Origin of the sequence: Pseudoalteromonas sp. GCY (assembly GCF_016695175.1) — a bacterium.
Classification (GTDB): domain Bacteria; phylum Pseudomonadota; class Gammaproteobacteria; order Enterobacterales; family Alteromonadaceae; genus Pseudoalteromonas.
Genome location: NZ_CP068023.1, coordinates 1,015,622 through 1,031,819 on the forward strand (window position 1 = coordinate 1,015,622; position 16,198 = coordinate 1,031,819).

Sequence of the window (16,198 nt, forward strand, 5' to 3'; positions counted from 1 at the left end):
CCTGCTTCCAATCCGTTTTGTCGGCGGTTATACAAAACTGTGTCTGTGTTTAAACGTCGTTTTCAATATACACGGAATCGCTTGCCATTAGCTCTATGGCGACGATTTCAGAGCGGTTCATGGTGAGTTTATACCTCTCTAACTGTATTCCCTGAGAAGATTTAAACCGCATTACCAAGTTTATTTGATAGCGACGTTCAACTGACTTTTTCGAGACCTTTTTCCCTTCAAGGCTATAAAGCTTTCCTGCACCTTTTTTTAGATAGCGTACAAACGAACTCATGTTAAAGGTGATACGTTGCTGTACTTCTTCGTAACCGGGTAAAAACTCATCAATATGCACTTGGTTTTTACAGCAAAAATGCAGTAGATGCGCAGCTTGTTTATTTTGCTGTCGACGCTTCTTTAGCAGCTTATCAACATCCTCTGGTAGGTCTTTTTTACGAATATGTTCCAGCCATATCGTTTGTGTACAAACGATGGCGTCCGTCACTGAGTTTTTAAACTTGTTGCGCCACTTTGGTCGGCCGCGTTGAATATGACGCCATGCCCACTGGGTTAAATCTTCTTTGAATGTTTCTCTAAGGCCATAAATTACCCCAAGCAAAGCGATAAGGGCGACGGTGACTTCTTGGAAGTTAGAGCGGGCGTTGAGCACAATAAACATCACGAAGGCCATGATAATGCCAGTAACCACACCGCGAACTAAACGCTTTAGATTGGTACTTAAGTCAATGGTTTGTTTGTTAAAAACAACACCATATTCAATGAGTCTTTCAAGCAATTTCATTTTATTGGTAATGCGGTTTGGGTCGTCCAACGTGACTTGCGAGTTGTAGCTTTGCTCCTCGCGGTATAGGCTCTCTCGTTGACAGAAACTAACAATACAGCTTCGCTCATGACTAAAGTCGCTTGACTTAGGCCCGCTGGAGAGGAGTTTCAAAAACGCTTGCTCAGTATGCCAGCTGAGGTAGTTATCTGCGTTTTGATAATAAGGCTTAAGCTTATTATCTGGTGGCGTGTAGCGCCTGAGCTTCTTCAATAGGCGTTCGGTTTCTTCCACTAATAATTGTGCGGCTGGATAAAACTCATCGGCCTCTTTTAGCTTCAATGTCTGCTTTACATCGGCATCCAGCGCAATGCGGATCTGGTAGCAAAATAGGTTTAGATTAACGCGGTAATCCGTTTTTTGACCTTTGCTTTGGCTGATAAAGCGGCTACGTACCAAGGGGAGATGAAGCTGCTCCGAGTAATATGCACTATGGCTTTTTATATTGGCATTAAAGTAGTCTACTTCGTTCAACGTGTTGGTATTAATCCCCATATCGGTTGGGATTGAAAAATACAGGTCGAGTTGGTTTGTCTCTTTGGGAAGGAGTTGATAGTTGATTTTAAAAGATAAGCTTTCGTCTTGACTTAGTTTGGCTCTGCTCACTCGGGTATGGTGCCTCCTTGAATTAACACTTTGTAATTATAACACATTAACCTGAACAAAACCGGAATAGGCCTTATAACTACTTGTTGTATCTATTTTTATTAATTGTTTCTTGTTGTCATCTATACCACTTTTTAGCCAATAAAAAGCATAATTAACCATAACTGAGAAAAGCTAGAAACCAGGAAGCTTCATAACGCACCAAGTCAATTGGAGACTTGGTGCGCTAGCATTAGGTTATAGGTGCACTGAATCGCCTTCATTTAAAATATACAGCGGCGTTTGGGCTTTTAGCACTTGTTGCATATGCAGTAGGCGGAACAGCGCTGAATGTGAGGTTTTATCTCCCATTTTCCAACTAGCATTGCCATAGCCCCATGGCACCATAACCTTACAGCCGAGTTCTTTTGCGGCAGTCAGTGCATCTTCTGGCGTGGTGTGTACTTTACGATACCAATTAGGATCTTCTTCGCTGTAGTATGAGGCAATTGGAAGTAGGCACACATCAATATCACCGTATTTTTCTTGAATGTCTTTAAAGTGCGGTGAATATCCTGTATCTCCTGCAAAAAACAGGGTCTTACCTTGGTGTTCTAATATCCAGCCACCCCATAGTGCGGCGCCATGATCTTCGTATAAAAATGGCACCCAAATACGGCTGCTAAAGTGATTTGCTGGCACAAAGTGTGCGGTTACTTCACCAAGCTGTTTACTTGAATACCACTCCATTTCAGAAACTTTGTATCCATCTTCAGGAAAGTGCTCTGCAAATCCAAGAGGGGTGAGGTAATTTGGTCCAGTACCAATCGCTTCGATATCGCTCTTGTTAAAATGATCGTAATGAATATGGGAGTACATTACGGCATTGGTTTGTTGTAACTCTGTTTGACTGAGCTGTGCAGGTTGATTGCGATTAAACCCTTCTGAGAGGCGAAATGCCCAGTTTACAGGCCAGTCAAATTGAGCCGTGACAGGGTCAAACAAAAACTGTTGTCCATCTTTGGTGTTGACTTTGAAACTCGCATGCCCAAGCCATTGGATAGCAAAGCCGGTATTGAGCGAGAGAGTGGGGTTGTTGCCAACGTAAGTGCAATCTTGCATTTCGGACTGACATTGAATTTGTTGGGTGACTGGGTAGCAGTTTTCTTCGCAAGTCACGGGATAATCTTTAAACTTATTGTAGATGTTGGAATATCTATCTTCATACCCTTCTACAGAGCTATGTTTTACCACGGAAGACTCAGATTTTATCCGCTCTACAACATTACTATTACTGCAGCCTGTTAATGTGATCATGACTGCAAAAGTAAGCCTTTTCATGTCCATTCCTTTTTATAATTATTAGCTATTTTTGTGAGTTTACCAATAAAAGGGAATGGGGTGTAGCGGTGAATTAAGCCTTAGGTGAGAGTTGGATTAGTGCATAACTCAACTCTCATTGTGGGTTAGGGGTTAGGAATTACGTTCCTGCGCTTCAAACTTATATCCCGCTCCGTAAATAGAGTGGATAAAGTCGTATTTAGGCGCGATGCTTTGCAGCTTTTTACGAATATTTTTGATATGACTATCTATGGTTCTGTCGCTAACAATATGGCTGTCATCGTAGATGTGATCCATCAATAAGTCGCGGCTATAAATTCGGCACGGGTGTCCGTACATTGCCTTTAAGAGCATAAACTCGACATAAGTGAGCGTCGCTCTAGCGTCGAGGAAGGAGACAAACAAGCTCTCTTAGTCCAATTTAAGTTTGCTCTCTGTTTCCGACACTGTGCCGCGCTCGTTTAGCGTCACGCGCCTTAAAATCGCCTTCACCCTTGCGACGACTTCTTTTGGACTATAGGGTTTACACACATAATCATCAGCACCCACTTCAAGACCAAGGAGACGATCGATTTCTTCTACTTTGGCGGTGATCATGACAATTGGCACGTTTGAATAAGCTCTGATCCGCTTGCAAATTTCGATACCGTCAAGATTAGGCAGCATGAGGTCGAGTAAGATAAGGGCGGGTTGCTGTTGTTTAAAAGCCTCGTCAGCCAAAGCGCCATCATGAACACAATGGCTGCTATTGGTAAACTTGCCACCGTGGTAACAAGTGCCATTGCACGTAGAAAGTTCGCGTTGTTCATCGTTATTCCAAACCTTATTGTGATTCGAGTTTTAAAATTGGCAGGCAAAAGTGCAGAGAATGTGAAAATGGAAATTTTTGTTTTGAAAGGGAGAGAAAGAAGAAATAATTTGGAACCGTTACAGCATTTTCTAAAACCTCAAATGGGTTTTGAGTTATCGGTAAAGCAGGTTATTGAGCTATTAGGCTTAACCGATATTTAACTTGTGTAAGTGGGATTTGTATACGACGTATTGAGCTTGGGAAGGCTGATAGAAACATAGGCTCAACAGCGCTAATATCAAATGCGTATGCTGGCGCATTGTCATATTCGCCGAATAAGGCGGTAACCTGAGAAAAAGACGTAGGTACAAGCTTGTATGGCGCTAGCGATTGCGGTATATCAAGTTGATATTGATATGCTTTCACGAGTTGTAATGCGTGATCAAAGTGGCAAATATTCCAACTTTGATTTTCATTGTTTAGCTGCAAAGCCCACACCCCATTTTTATCGGTAGCAACAGAGTATGGGTTTTCACAAGGCGCAGGTAGTGACTGTGTGTTACTGCGCTGCCAAGTACCCTGAAGATTCAAACAGAGATTCTCTTTGCTATTAAGCGTCACAACTCGTGTGCTGAGTCTTGCTTTACAAGCATCTTCCACAGGTAACCAATAGGCGGGTTTGGTGGTGGAAAGTACCATAAATCCAGCAGGTCTTTCTGGGTCGTGCGAGGTCCATCCAATAAAATAGTGGTTGTCTATGTGCCACTGATCATAGCTTAACCGACCTCGTTGGTATTGACTAGCTAAAGGCAAAGCGCCTTGTCGGTCAGCAAACTGGCAATGGATGGTGTCACTCTTAAGTTTACAGGCTGACTGAACCCTATCGAAATTGAGAGGTATTGCAGCATCTGGATAGTTTGGTGGAATAAAACGCGTGTGCGGCAACGATGTTGGCTTTAACTCATTATTGTCTGATTGTTCAAAGAGGCACTCTGGCCGCTCAGTAGAAGGTGCTAAGGCTACTTTATCGCTAGACATAGCGAGCTCGCAGCTTAATAAATCAAAGCTTGCCGAAATGCTAAAGATAGCGAGATAAATTAGCCAAGCGCTATTCGTCATTATTTTCCTAATTCAAAATGAAAGTCGGTAACCTGTAACGATTTAACTTGAGGCACGAAATAGCTAGTATCGTAGATATTGCTGTAGTCATGCCAAGCTTCACCTTCGCTATCAAGCTCGTTATCATTAGGAGCAAGCCAAGGTTCTAAAGGTTCAGTTAAGAAGCTGACATGCAGGTGATTCTTATGATTTGATTTAACATCTGTAACGCCTTTCAAATTATCGGCAAAGATAATTTTAGTTGCGCCTAATTGTACCAAAGCGTCAACTATAGTCTGTGTGGCTTGGCGGTGGTAGTGTGCGTCACCAACGCTAACCGGGCCTGATGATGTTCCTATCGGACGAATATCTACTGTACCACCAAACTTGTGCGTAAAGTGAGGAGGATTTATTCCACCCCAGCGCATGGTTGCTCCCGTTATTGTGAGATAATTTGGCATCCCGACAGGTTTGTTTTGTACGTTTTTCCAAGCTTGTCCTAAATTTTGTAAAGCACTTAGCAAGTCTGGGTGTAAGTGGCGGCCAACTAGACCTGCTGTAGTAAGCCCCTCACTTGCGCGGTCTGGAATGTTGACTAAGCCTGTTACTGCGCATTTTACGATTAGCTGAGCCTGCAAATTACTAGTTGAAGCTGTTAACTTATCAGAGCCTGGCTGTTGTTCATTACCGCAGCTATGGAAGTTATTTACGGTAACTTTCACTTGGCCATTAGCATCGGTCACTAGACTTGAAGCCTCGTAAGGTGCACGTAATCGGAACAGCCCTTGGTCTATTCTTTGGATTACAGTTGCTCTTGAACCACTCGGAAAACGGTTTGCCATCGTATTTTTATTTCGCCAACTTGATGTGGTGAGCGTGTTATAAGTTGAATTTATAGTAATGCTTTTACCAACGGCCGGTCTGCCATCAGAATAGGTTAATGTTAATGTCCAAAGCGCGCTGTTGCCATTTTTTGGGTATAAAGTGACTTCACTGGCATTTTCAAGCCATTGCTGACCAAAATAAGCCTTTCCATTTGGTGTTGTAATGAGGCCGTCATAATCAAGGTTAGTGTTGATCGAAAGGGTTGGTTGAGGTGTCTTGGCGGATAAGTGGGCACAAAATCCCAAGGCAACACAGATTAGTGCATTTCTTCTGTTCATCGTTAATCTCCTTTTATTAATCGATATGAACGTGATTACTGCGTTAAATTTGCTTTGTTTTAAGAAAACACCTAGCGAGACAAAAGTAATGATAGTAACGCTATCGCTTTTGATGAATAAACTAGCACTACACTCCTTGTGGTGAATCCAAGATAGACTAGTATAAAATTTGTTAAATACAAGTGAGCTTTTTGTGTTTTTGATTTGGGTGTACATCTAAGCTTATTGAAATAGTGATCGACTCAGCTATCTTTAATAGAGGTATGGAATTTAGGTTGTACTCCCATGTCCAAGAGTAGACGTCAATTTCTTGAAGCTTCACTAGCGGCATGTTTGAGTGCTTCATTTCCGGTTAGCCAAGTACTTGCACTAAATTTATTCTCAGAAGATGAACGAGAACAAGAAATGGCTAAGCGCAGTGCTGCCCTCCATATTTTAAGATTAGCTTCCCCATACCCCGCGGATCAAAGTGACTTTATCCCGCACATGCATCAAGTGTTTAAGGAAAATGTTGAGTCTATGACTCGCGGTAAAATCTATGTTGATGTTCACCATAGTGGCGCGCTTGGAAGTGGCCGCGAGTTAATGGCGGCAGTGACTCGTGGACATGTAGAGGCCGCACTTATCTCTGTGTCAAATCTGTCTCGGGCGTTACCTGTGCTAGATATCCTTAATATCCCATTTTGGGCGAGCTCAAACCGCGCGTTTCTCAATCTAATTTGTTCGCCACAGTGGCAGTCACTTGTTATTAAGCCTATTAGTGAACAAGGAAAACTGAATATCTTAATGCATCATCTCGTTGGAGGTCGCACCCTAACAAGCACAAAACAGTTCAACCGCTTGATTAATTTGCCTGAAAAACTCAAAGGAGTAGTGTTAAGAGTGCCTGCTTCTAAGGTTTTGAGTCATTTTTACAGTATGACGTCGGCAAATGTTATTGATGTGCCTTGGGCACAAGTGGCCAAAATGGCAAGAACAAAACATATAGAGGTTATTGACCCTAGCGTTGTTGGCTTGTTTGCAGGTCCTGATCTGCTAAAAAACGAGATAGGGCAGATAGCTTTACTCGGAAGTGTCCCCGATGCTTGGGTGACCGTCGCAAATCAGCATTGGTTAGATGGTTTGCCGCTGCGCTTAAAAGGGGAAATCAAGGACGCGGGTAAGCAAACATTTCATACTCATATTGCGCAGATAGAGCAACTGCAAAAGCACTGTGAGCGCGAGCTCATGGCCTTGGGCGCAAAGCTGCACCCTTTAAGTGTGGACGAAAAGCGCGAATGGCAATTAAGGTTTGGTCATCACAATGCACAGTGGAATAAGGTAAAGCGAGAGCTCCTAGGCAGTACTCGCGCATTTCAACAGCTGGTAAATGCAACAGAAAAAGAGTTTATTTAATAACCTAGGTTGAGAGCAACAACAGGCCTTCTTGCTATTGTTACTCCCAACTCAAACGAATTATTGGTACTTTGTTATCGACTCTCTTTAACCAGTGGAATGCCGTTGGTGCCAACCGGAATATAAACCGTTGTATGGTTAGGAGATTCTGCCATTTTTAGCTGCGCATTTATCGCTTCATGTTGTAAGTAGTTTGCAGTAAGTGTGGCGTTGATGATTTTTTGCGCTTCAGCGATACCTTTTGCTTCTTCAATCCGAATTTCAGCATCTTTTTTAGCAATGGCCTTTTGAGTTTCTTTTTCTGCTAGCAGCTGTTGCGCAGCGAGTTTCTTTTCTACAGCATTGGCTACAATATCTGGATAATTAATGTTACCGATCACCACTTGTTTGATATCAAATGGCGCTGACTGTAGGTAGCCTTTTAAGCGCTTTGTTACGATTTCAGCAATTTGTTCGCGTTTGCTTTTTAATGCGCCACTATCGTATTGTTGGACTTCGTCGCGAACATAGGTTCTGAAAGTTTCGCGAACAAAACGCTGATACCAATTCTCTGCACCATAATTTTCAACGACATCTTTTACTGTGTCTGGCTTAATTGCAATGACTGCATGAAAATCAAAACTGATGTTCAAGTCATCTTTGGCTAAGATCTCAAAGCGTTCTGTATAAGTGTTTGGGCGCATATCGATATTGACGACTTGATTTCTGAGCGGGGAAAAACCATAGTTGCTCGGACCTACTAAGCTACCTTGGTAACCACCAGAACCAAAAAATCTCGGTTGCTCAAAAACATAGCCTTCATGTCCTGCGGGTGTGCTTGGATTTGTGCAAGATGTGATGGAAAAAAGTAACACAATGCCAATCACGATAATAGATACAATTGAGCTTCCAATGCTAGATTTTGATTTCATCATAGATGATTCCTTTATAGGTACTTTGCTGGCTATGATAGGTGACAATACTAAAACGAACAACAATTACCTTAGTTCAACGACATCAACCGGAGCACAACAGTGAAAATATCCGTAGTAGAAAATCCTGAGCAACAATTTGTCGATTTTTTAAGTAGTAAAATTAGCGAGTTTAACTGGGCGAATTGGGAGGTCACGGAGCGCCTTCCATTGGCGGTTGAAGTAACGGATGAGTCTGGAGAGGTTGTTGCAGGTGCAGCCGCGCGTACTTTTGGTAACTGGTTGTTGCTCGATACTTTGTGGGTTTCTGAGACACTTAGAGGTCAAAATATCGGCTCACAGATACTAAAAAGTCTAGAAGCGGCGGCCAAGCGAAGAGGGTGCGTGAAATGCTTACTCGATACCTTAAATTTTCAGGCAATGCCGTTTTATGAAAAGCATGGCTACGAAACCCAATGGATCCAAGAGCATTACCCTAAAGATGGCTGTAAGTATTTTATGGTAAAGGTGTTATAACACGTTTTCTGTGGAAGAGTGAAAGAGTGGAGATAATCTTGGCGCCGATACGTGGGTGAATGTGCTAAGGCGTTTTTAAGTAATAATGTTAGCTAAACTTCAGAGACCTCACTGTGCCCATAAAGCGATACAGTTTTTAATTCAATTGCGATTATAAGACGCTCAGCTATTGAGCGCGCGCGTGGGATTACCTACAATACAGCATGCTTAAATAATTGAAGAAAAACGATGACAGATTCAACCGAAAAACCAGCATTACCAGATAGACTTTCAATCAACCCTCGCAGCCCACATTATGCTAAAGAAGTGCTAGAACACCACATTGGCATCCGTTTTAACGGAAAAGAGCGCACTGATGTTGAAGAATACTGCATCAGCGAAGGCTGGATTAAGGTAGCATCACCAAAGGCATTAGACCGTCGTGGTCAGCCTTTGCTACTGAAGTCAAAAGGGACTGTTGAAGCTTACTACTGCTAAGCTTAACAATCTAAGATACAAAAATGCCGGACTTTATCCGGCATTTTTTTACATCAATTATATTACCACTCAATTAATGTGCTGAAGTTAACCAGCTCAGAAATTGACGTGCTTCGCCGCCATTGGCGAATTGTGTGATCTTACGGCCTGTGCCGTCAGCAAAGATCACTTTAGATTTGTTCACCGAAATTGAGCGAATTGGTTGCTCAACACGGATCTCTGTTCCGTTATATGTATATGACATAATAAAACTCACTTTTATAATGCACAGCAAATTAGCTGATGCTTTTGATAGTAGATGAGCTTCATTACAGTTTAGCGAACAGAAGACACTGTCCTCGCAACGACCCGAGACGGGTATGACAGCTTATACCAATTTCTTAATTGGCTTGATTTCGCCTGACTATATTAAGCTCTACTTGTATTTTTTTATGCGGACTTACTGGATCAAGGCAAGGAGGCATTACTTGAGGTCTGCTTTATTTTGAGAGGAAGTTAAAGCAAGAGATGGATGATATAGAATTGTATTTTTTATAGCAAGCTTTTTATGTCAGCGTAGCGGTAAATATTTTCAACATTTAGCCAAATTAAAGCATCTAAGTTTGCCCCGAGGCGTTAAACCCCGAGACATAGTTACTCTTAGCATAGGGTTTGTTCGACTGACTGCTTGCCGTTAAATAACTCAAACGTTAGATTCTGAGGATGCTGAGCTGCAAGGTAAACTAGCGCGTCTGCGACATTCTCTCGATTTATCACGGCATCTTCTCTATTTTTAGGGCGTGAAGTGGAGAACCCCCCGGTTGCAGGCTCATTTAATAAGGAACCTGGCCGAACGATGGTGTAGTTTACAATACTTCTCTGTAGGTGTTGGTCAGCCATGTGTTTGGCTATCAAGTAAGGTTTGATTTCACTTTCAATGTTATCAGGATCGTCGGCACCAATGGAGCTGACCATAATAAAATGTTTAACGTTAGCTTTCACAGCATAGTCAATGGCCTTAATGGCGGCCCACAAATCAATAAGTAGGGTTTTATCCGCACCGGTCTCTCTACCAGAACCTGCACTAAATATTACCTGCTCGACGTTGTCAAAGGCTGAACTAAAATCGCCTTCAAGGTCTTGCTCAATGATAGTGAGTTGCTCAGACTGAATATCAGCTAGCTTACCTTTATTGCGCACTAACGCCACGACGTCATGGCCTTGTTCCAGCATTTTCTTTGTCGTCATTTTTCCAATTTGACCACTGGCACCAATGATTAAGGTCTTCATAGATAAACTCCTTTAAAGTGTTTGCTTAATTAAGACCTTGGGGTCATGGTGTAGATTTAAACCCCTTTTGTGTGAAATAAGTTATAAATAGGCGAGTAATTGCTTGGATAATCTAAAAATTGTGGTGGTCAGGGAAAAGTTGACCACCATAGAGCGGGGGAAGTGACCTGTTACTTTGTTACTTTGCGAGCTCTAAAGTTACGGCCTTTCATTTTTCCTTCTGAGATTGTTTTAAGCGCCACGTTGGCAATACTGCGCTCAACCGCAACGTATGATGACATCGCGGTGACTTTTATTTTTCCGATTTGGTCACCTTTTAACGTTTGATTTGAGGTCAGTGCACCTAAGATATCACCCGGTCTTAATTTCGCTTTCTTACCGCCGTCGATTTGAATGGTTACCATCGGCGCTCGGTTAATTTTGTTATTTAACACTTGGTCGCTTGGGAGGGGATTGGGCTCTATTGTCTTGCCTAAATAGTCTTCGAGGGCATTTACTTTATGCGATTCTTTATAACTCATTAAAGAGCATGCCACGCCTTTATTGCCTGCACGTCCGGTTCTGCCAACGCGGTGAACATGCACTTCTGGGTCATGGGCGATATGGTAGTTGATCACCATATCTACGTGATCGACGTCGATACCTCGAGCAGCGACATCCGTTGCCAATAAAATGGTCACGCTTTTATTCGCAAAACGAACCAATGTGCGGTCGCGGTCTTTTTGCTCTAAGTCACCGTGAAGTGCTGCCGCATCAAAACCTAGGCTATATAAGCTGTCGCATACGTTCTGGCATTCTGCCTTGGTATTACAGAAGATAACCGCTGAATTTGGTTGAAATTGCATTAACAGCTTTTGTACCGCTGGCAATCTCGCGTCGTTATTGTCGACTTCGTAAAAGTACTGTTCAATTGAGCTATCATCATGTGTTGCTTCAACCGTGACTTTGGCTGCATCTTTCATGATGTGCTGCGCGAGCTGCTCTATTTTTGGCGGGTAAGTTGCACTAAATAACAGGTTTTGGCGCGCTGTAGGGCAGTGATCTATGATGCACTGCAGCGACTCTTCAAAACCCATCTCCAACATGCGATCCGCTTCATCAAGTACAAAGGTATTCACTTCATCTAGCGACAAACGGCCTTTGCGCAGATGCTCTTCAATACGCCCTGGCGTGCCCACAATGATGTGCGCACCGTGTTCAAGAGAGCCAATTTGTGGACCCATCGGCGCGCCACCACACAGCGCTAACACTTTGATGTTATGAATAGCACGGGCAAGCTTGCGAATTTCAACCGCAACCTGATCGGCAAGCTCTCGAGTTGGGCATACTACAAGCGCCTGCACGCGAAAGCGTTTCACGTTTAAATTATGTAATAGTCCTAAAGAGAAAGCGGCGGTTTTACCTGAGCCCGTTTTACCTTGGCCAATGACATCTTTACCCGCCAAGATAAGCGGTAAGGTTTGTGCTTGAATGTCAGTCATGGTGTGATACCCCAATGACGCGAGGTTATCGAGTAAGGCGCTGGAAAGTGAGGTACTTGAAAAAAGTGGCTGAGTCAAAGTCGCTGTCTCTGTAGTTCTAAAACAGCAATTATAACATGGCTCGAACGGATAGCGCGTGTAAGGCCGTGATAAAATTTTTTACCACGGCCAAGTGCGTTAAAAAATAATCTTAAACATTTCCCATGAACAGGGATAAGTGGCGTTACAGCCTATGACGGTAGCATGCACATTGGCTCCTGCGCCACCATTACCTGCGGCTTGGATATAGTGACCATTGATTGACTTAAGCGCCACTTTATCGCCATTTTGGATCAAGGCGCCGGGGTTATTCGGCAACTCAATCGTGAAGGTTTCCCAAATAGAAGCCACCGTTCGGTTGGCATTTAACTCAGCGCCACCACCTTGCTTTGCAACAAAGTAATAGCCAGTGGCTGTTTGAATGTGGATTGTGTCGCCATCAAACAGGTTACCGCCGTTTACATCGATAAGATTAAATCGCTCCCAAGGGCCAATCGCGATACGATTGGCATTTACTGTATTACCGCCATTGTTTTCTGCAACGAAGTAATATTGCCCGCCCGTTTCAAACGACACATTAGTAAAAATCGTAGGGCCACATGGGGCTGTGGTGAAGGTTAAATCTTCACCTTGAATGGTGGTGCGGGGTGGTTTTGGGTCTCCTCGAAAACGAAAATGATATTCGGTGCCACACTCTAGGTTCGCTATTTGTGCGCTTACCGGACCATTAATGCCTGCGGGTGTCGCGAGTGCACTATAGCCGTAGTTGGTGGTTAGGCCATAATCAAACGTTTCTCCACTTAAACCAATAGTAGAAGCGGAGTAGCCGTTTAATTGAGCGGAAGTTTCTGTGATATTGCTCGCAGCTTGGGTCACATATTGCGTACCAGCATGCGCTAAAAATGTACTACCAAACAATGTGAACAGTATCAATTTCAAGATATTCATTGTCTAGCTCCTTTGACGAAAAAAGGCTGTTACGATTAACAGCCTTTTTAGCTTAGGAGAAGGTGTTGCAAATGCTATTACACCGGCTTACACCTTTAATTGCCAGAAGCAGGCTTCTGACGTGGTGTACGCTTGTCTCCAGAGTGTTGGCTCTTTGGCTTGTTTGCAGACGATGATGGGCGACGTCTGCGGCTGCCACTGTTGTTACCCGCAGGTTTGCCGTTACCACTCGGCTTATTGTTGCGAGGACCTGAATTTTGCTTAGGTTTATTTTTCGGCTGAGCGGAAGGTGCTTGCTCAGCGTCTGCCGCCTTTGGCTTTTTCGGTTTCTTTGGCTTTTTCTGCTTGATTGGGCGCGTATCTAACGTTGACTCAGGTACGGCAAGTTGCGGTTCAAACCCTGGCTCCACTTTACGCGGCACCAACTGTTGAATTAATCGTTCAATGCCAAATAAGTCGCTTGCGGTCTCTTGCGTAACAAATGAGATGGCTTCACCCGTCGCACCAGCGCGGCCTGTTCTACCGATACGGTGAACATAATCTTCGTAAACATTTGGCAGGTCAAAGTTCACGACATGAGGCAACTCTTGAATATCCAGACCCCGTGCCACAATATCAGTGGCAACAAGTACACGTACTTCACCATTTTTAAAGCCAGCAAGGGCTTTCATGCGAGCGCTTTGGCTTTTATTCCCATGGATTGCTGCGGCATTGATCTTGGCTTTTTCTAGATCTTTAACTAAGCGGTTAGCACCGTGTTTTGTGCGGGTGAATACCAACACTTGTTGCCAATCATGCGTTTGCACTAAATGCTTTAGTAAGCCCGTACGTTTACTTTTGTCTACTGGATAAACCCATTGAGTCACGCTTTTAGCTGTGCTGTTTGCCGGTGCTACAGATATTTCTACTGGATCATGAATTAGCCCTTTCGCCAATGCTCTAATCTCTTCAGAGAAAGTTGCAGAGAACATCAAGTTTTGTCTGTGGCTTGGCAATACTTTGATGATGCGCTTGATATCGTGGATAAAGCCCATGTCTAGCATACGGTCGGCTTCATCCAATACCAGTACTTCAAGGTCATCAAATTTGACAGCATTCTGCTGGTAAAGGTCGAGTAATCGTCCAGGTGTTGCCACTAAAACATCAATGCCTTTACGCAGCTTCATCATTTGCGGATTGATCTTCACACCGCCGTAAACTACTTCAGAGCTGATAGGAAGGTGTTTACTGTACAGCGCAACACTTTGCCATACTTGGTCAGCAAGTTCTCTGGTCGGCGTTAGAATTAACGCGCGTACGTTATTTGCACGTGGCTTAGTGCCAGCAATCAGCTTTTGCAACAAAGGTAGTGTAAAGCCCGCTGTTTTTCCCGTTCCCGTTTGTGCCGCAGCCATCACGTCTCTACCTTCTAAAATGGCAGGAATGGCTTGCTCTTGAATGGGAGTCGGTTTGTCGTAACCTTGTTCGACAACGGCTTGATTTATTTCTGGGGCTAAACCTAGGTGGCTAAAGCTCATGATTTTGTACTCTGTATTGGGCGGCGGGCAAGAGTACAGTATTTACTCCGCTTAAGCAATTTCGCCGTGTTGTTAAATAGCCTTAAGTTAAATAACGATAGGCGGGTAGATAACAAAGCATAGCGTTAAAAGTAGAATGTAAACATCAGGATTACAATCAAAATAAATGAAAGGAAACGTTCGTGCTGCAGGTCTATTGATGGCATTAGTTATTCACGACCAGTTTGCTCTGTATATAAGTCACTAATTCGGCAAACTGGCTTAACTTAGGAGCCGTTTTGTGAAATACACATCTGTATCCTTGTTAGAAAAGGGGTTTTACTTTGCGAGCCTTGGTGTTGCGTTGCTACTTTCACCATTAACACAAGCGCAAACTGAGCAAGTCACCGCCCAGCAATTTGTCGATTTGCAACAAGGGCAAAACCACTTCCCAGGGTTCCGTAGGGCACACGCAAAAGGGATTTGTGTGTCAGGAGAATTTAAATCGAATGGACGGTTATCTCAGTATTCAAACGCAACAGTTTTAAAAGCTGGCACGCATCCATTTATTGGTCGATTGTCTATTGCTGGAAATAGCCCGCACGCCGCTGAATTAACTGCACCAGTAAGGAGTTTTGCGCTGAGCTTCGTGACAGGTGTTGAGCGTTGGAATATTGCGATGAATACGCCTCCCGTGATGGCAGTAACAAACCCCCATGATTTTTATCAACAAATTGTTGCTCTGAAGCGGGGCAAAGAGGCAGTAAAAGACTTTTTTGCTAAGCATCCAGAGAGTACGGATTTTTTAGCATGGAAAGCGAATTACGCGCCAAGCCCGAGTTTTGCCCTTGAGACTTATCATAGTATTAATGCTTTTTATTTGGTCGATGAAAAAGCGCAGCGTCAGGCTGTACGCTGGAGAATGCTGCCATTAAACGAAGAAAGTAAAAATACTTACACTGACAAAGATGCGCTACAGCAAGAATTTGCAACTCGATTAGAGAAGGGAGCTGTGCGTTTCACTTGGCAGTTTATATTTGCCAAGCAAGAAGATGATGAAAATAATCCAGCTAAACTCTGGCCCAGTAACCGCGCCAAGTTAGATGCAGGAGAGGTCTCCATAACGCATTGGCGACCGCAATTAGAGGGTAACTGCCATGCGCTCAATTTTGATCCCTTGATATTACCTAGCGGTGTAACTGCAACTGAAGATCCAATTCTAAGAGCGCGCTCTGCTGCATATGCAGAATCCTATCGCCGTAGGGCTAAGGAGCAATTGATGGGCGCGCTTGAGGAGAAAGCGAATGACTGATCAGACAACACGATTTAATCTCTCGATGAGAGTGCTTCACTGGTCTATGGCATTACTTATCTTTGCTATGATTTTTGCCGGCCTTACGATGGTACGTGCGCTTGAGCCTTGGCAGCTTACTTTACTTGGGTTACATAAGTCGTTTGGTGTGCTGGCACTTATGCTGCTTTTATTGCGCTTTCTTATAAGAATAAAGTCATCGACACCCAGCTTGCCATCTGGTATGTCGGCAATACAAGTCAAACTAGCCAAACTCAGCCACTGGCTGCTTTACGTATTGATGTTAATCATACCGACTAGCGGCCTGTTGATGCAGTATTATGCAGCGCGACCAATTGTGGTGTTCGACTTGTTCACCATTCCAGCCACGATGGTGCCTCACATCGAATACTTTGCTGTATTTCGCGAAGGGCATGGTTTAGCTGTATTGCTACTGATTGCAGTACTTGCGGTTCATATTGGAGCGGCGCTTCACCATCACTTTATAAGAAAAGATGGCGTGCTAAAAAGCATGTGGTAATGACCTAAGGCCTGCTTACTGGTAGGCC

16 protein-coding genes and 1 pseudogene are annotated in these 16,198 nt (G+C 43.6%); 6 read left to right on the forward strand and 11 right to left on the reverse strand.

Annotated features, from left to right (window positions below; translation table 11 throughout):
• Positions 1-49: 49 nt before the first annotated feature.
• The 3 genes and pseudogenes from JJQ94_RS09670 to JJQ94_RS24365 all read right to left on the reverse strand — a co-directional run.
• Entirely contained in the window at positions 50-1,435 is a 1,386-nt protein-coding gene (locus JJQ94_RS09670; protein WP_099030842.1) for a hypothetical protein, read from the reverse strand.
• A gap of 237 nt (positions 1,436-1,672) precedes the next feature.
• Positions 1,673-2,755 (reverse strand): MBL fold metallo-hydrolase, encoded by a 1,083-nt coding sequence (locus tag JJQ94_RS09675; RefSeq protein ID WP_099030843.1) that lies wholly within the window; start codon positions 2,753-2,755, stop codon positions 1,673-1,675.
• A 132-nt stretch (positions 2,756-2,887) separates the two neighbouring features.
• A pseudogene (locus JJQ94_RS24365) lies at positions 2,888-3,502 on the reverse strand (response regulator); the annotation flags it as partial.
• On the opposite strand from JJQ94_RS24365, the gene JJQ94_RS09685 reads away from it, so the two are divergent.
• The gene (locus JJQ94_RS09685) at positions 3,485-3,766 is read left to right on the forward strand and encodes a hypothetical protein (RefSeq protein WP_099030844.1); all 282 of its coding nucleotides are present in this window, start codon (positions 3,485-3,487) and stop codon (positions 3,764-3,766) included. The pseudogene JJQ94_RS24365 and the gene JJQ94_RS09685 sit on opposite strands and share 18 nt — an antisense overlap.
• On the opposite strand, the gene JJQ94_RS09690 is transcribed toward JJQ94_RS09685, so the two are convergent.
• Both JJQ94_RS09690 and JJQ94_RS09695 read right to left on the reverse strand, forming a co-directional pair.
• Positions 3,735-4,664, reverse strand: coding sequence for a hypothetical protein (locus tag JJQ94_RS09690; protein WP_099030845.1), 930 nt, complete (start codon positions 4,662-4,664; stop codon positions 3,735-3,737). The two genes, JJQ94_RS09685 and JJQ94_RS09690, sit on opposite strands and share 32 nt — an antisense overlap.
• Complete coding sequence (locus JJQ94_RS09695) at positions 4,664-5,806, reverse strand: hypothetical protein (protein ID WP_099030846.1); 1,143 nt, start codon at positions 5,804-5,806, stop codon at positions 4,664-4,666. Before JJQ94_RS09695 ends, JJQ94_RS09690 begins: the two co-directional genes overlap by 1 nt.
• A gap of 285 nt (positions 5,807-6,091) precedes the next feature.
• Here JJQ94_RS09695 and JJQ94_RS09700 point away from each other — a divergent pair, with 285 nt between their 5' ends.
• Positions 6,092-7,201, forward strand: coding sequence for a TRAP transporter substrate-binding protein (locus JJQ94_RS09700; protein ID WP_099030847.1), 1,110 nt, complete (start codon positions 6,092-6,094; stop codon positions 7,199-7,201).
• 74 nt (positions 7,202-7,275) lie between these two features.
• Here JJQ94_RS09700 and JJQ94_RS09705 read toward each other — a convergent pair whose 3' ends face one another.
• A complete protein-coding gene (locus JJQ94_RS09705) occupies positions 7,276-8,112 on the reverse strand; it encodes an SPFH domain-containing protein (protein ID WP_069023363.1) in 837 nt (278 codons plus the stop codon).
• Positions 8,113-8,214: 102 nt separating this feature from the next.
• Here JJQ94_RS09705 and JJQ94_RS09710 point away from each other — a divergent pair, with 102 nt between their 5' ends.
• Both JJQ94_RS09710 and JJQ94_RS09715 read left to right on the forward strand, forming a co-directional pair.
• Complete coding sequence (locus JJQ94_RS09710; protein WP_099030848.1) at positions 8,215-8,628, forward strand: GNAT family N-acetyltransferase; 414 nt, start codon at positions 8,215-8,217, stop codon at positions 8,626-8,628.
• A gap of 228 nt (positions 8,629-8,856) precedes the next feature.
• Positions 8,857-9,105 carry a DUF3297 family protein gene (locus tag JJQ94_RS09715; RefSeq protein WP_010370670.1) on the forward strand — a complete coding sequence of 83 codons (249 nt, stop codon included), beginning with the start codon at positions 8,857-8,859 and terminating at the stop codon, positions 9,103-9,105.
• Positions 9,106-9,178: 73 nt separating this feature from the next.
• Here JJQ94_RS09715 and JJQ94_RS09720 read toward each other — a convergent pair whose 3' ends face one another.
• From JJQ94_RS09720 to JJQ94_RS09740, 5 genes are all read right to left on the reverse strand, one after another.
• Complete coding sequence (locus JJQ94_RS09720; protein WP_010370673.1) at positions 9,179-9,349, reverse strand: hypothetical protein; 171 nt, start codon at positions 9,347-9,349, stop codon at positions 9,179-9,181.
• A gap of 395 nt (positions 9,350-9,744) precedes the next feature.
• Entirely contained in the window at positions 9,745-10,374 is a 630-nt protein-coding gene (locus JJQ94_RS09725) for an SDR family oxidoreductase (RefSeq protein ID WP_099030849.1), read from the reverse strand.
• A 170-nt stretch (positions 10,375-10,544) separates the two neighbouring features.
• Complete coding sequence (dbpA, locus tag JJQ94_RS09730; RefSeq protein WP_099030850.1) at positions 10,545-11,933, reverse strand: ATP-dependent RNA helicase DbpA; 1,389 nt, start codon at positions 11,931-11,933, stop codon at positions 10,545-10,547.
• 99 nt (positions 11,934-12,032) lie between these two features.
• Positions 12,033-12,842, reverse strand: a complete 810-nt coding sequence (locus tag JJQ94_RS09735) for a fascin domain-containing protein (protein ID WP_099030851.1) — start codon at positions 12,840-12,842, stop codon at positions 12,033-12,035.
• Between the two features lie 95 nt (positions 12,843-12,937).
• Positions 12,938-14,359, reverse strand: a complete 1,422-nt coding sequence (locus JJQ94_RS09740; RefSeq protein ID WP_099030852.1) for a DEAD/DEAH box helicase — start codon at positions 14,357-14,359, stop codon at positions 12,938-12,940.
• 280 nt (positions 14,360-14,639) lie between these two features.
• On the opposite strand from JJQ94_RS09740, the gene JJQ94_RS09745 reads away from it, so the two are divergent.
• The gene (locus JJQ94_RS09745; RefSeq protein ID WP_099030853.1) at positions 14,640-15,650 is read left to right on the forward strand and encodes a catalase family peroxidase; all 1,011 of its coding nucleotides are present in this window, start codon (positions 14,640-14,642) and stop codon (positions 15,648-15,650) included.
• On the forward strand, positions 15,643-16,170 hold the full coding sequence (locus tag JJQ94_RS09750; protein ID WP_099030854.1) for a cytochrome b: 528 nt from the start codon (positions 15,643-15,645) through the stop codon (positions 16,168-16,170). The genes JJQ94_RS09745 and JJQ94_RS09750 overlap by 8 nt, the downstream gene beginning before the upstream one ends.
• Positions 16,171-16,198: the final 28 nt, after the last annotated feature.

Coding starts and splice junctions, on each gene's coding strand:
- JJQ94_RS09735 (WP_099030851.1), bottom strand. CDS start 12,842: ATGAATATCTTGAAATTGATACTGTTCACATTGTTTGGTAGTACATTT.
- JJQ94_RS09675 (WP_099030843.1), bottom strand. CDS start 2,755: ATGAAAAGGCTTACTTTTGCAGTCATGATCACATTAACAGGCTGCAGT.
- JJQ94_RS09750 (WP_099030854.1), top strand. CDS start 15,643: ATGACTGATCAGACAACACGATTTAATCTCTCGATGAGAGTGCTTCAC.
- JJQ94_RS09695 (WP_099030846.1), bottom strand. CDS start 5,806: ATGAACAGAAGAAATGCACTAATCTGTGTTGCCTTGGGATTTTGTGCC.
- JJQ94_RS09685 (WP_099030844.1), top strand. CDS start 3,485: ATGAACACAATGGCTGCTATTGGTAAACTTGCCACCGTGGTAACAAGT.
- JJQ94_RS09705 (WP_069023363.1), bottom strand. CDS start 8,112: ATGAAATCAAAATCTAGCATTGGAAGCTCAATTGTATCTATTATCGTG.
- JJQ94_RS09720 (WP_010370673.1), bottom strand. CDS start 9,349: ATGTCATATACATATAACGGAACAGAGATCCGTGTTGAGCAACCAATT.
- JJQ94_RS09715 (WP_010370670.1), top strand. CDS start 8,857: ATGACAGATTCAACCGAAAAACCAGCATTACCAGATAGACTTTCAATC.
- JJQ94_RS09725 (WP_099030849.1), bottom strand. CDS start 10,374: ATGAAGACCTTAATCATTGGTGCCAGTGGTCAAATTGGAAAAATGACG.
- JJQ94_RS09700 (WP_099030847.1), top strand. CDS start 6,092: ATGTCCAAGAGTAGACGTCAATTTCTTGAAGCTTCACTAGCGGCATGT.
- JJQ94_RS09690 (WP_099030845.1), bottom strand. CDS start 4,664: ATGACGAATAGCGCTTGGCTAATTTATCTCGCTATCTTTAGCATTTCG.
- JJQ94_RS09740 (WP_099030852.1), bottom strand. CDS start 14,359: ATGAGCTTTAGCCACCTAGGTTTAGCCCCAGAAATAAATCAAGCCGTT.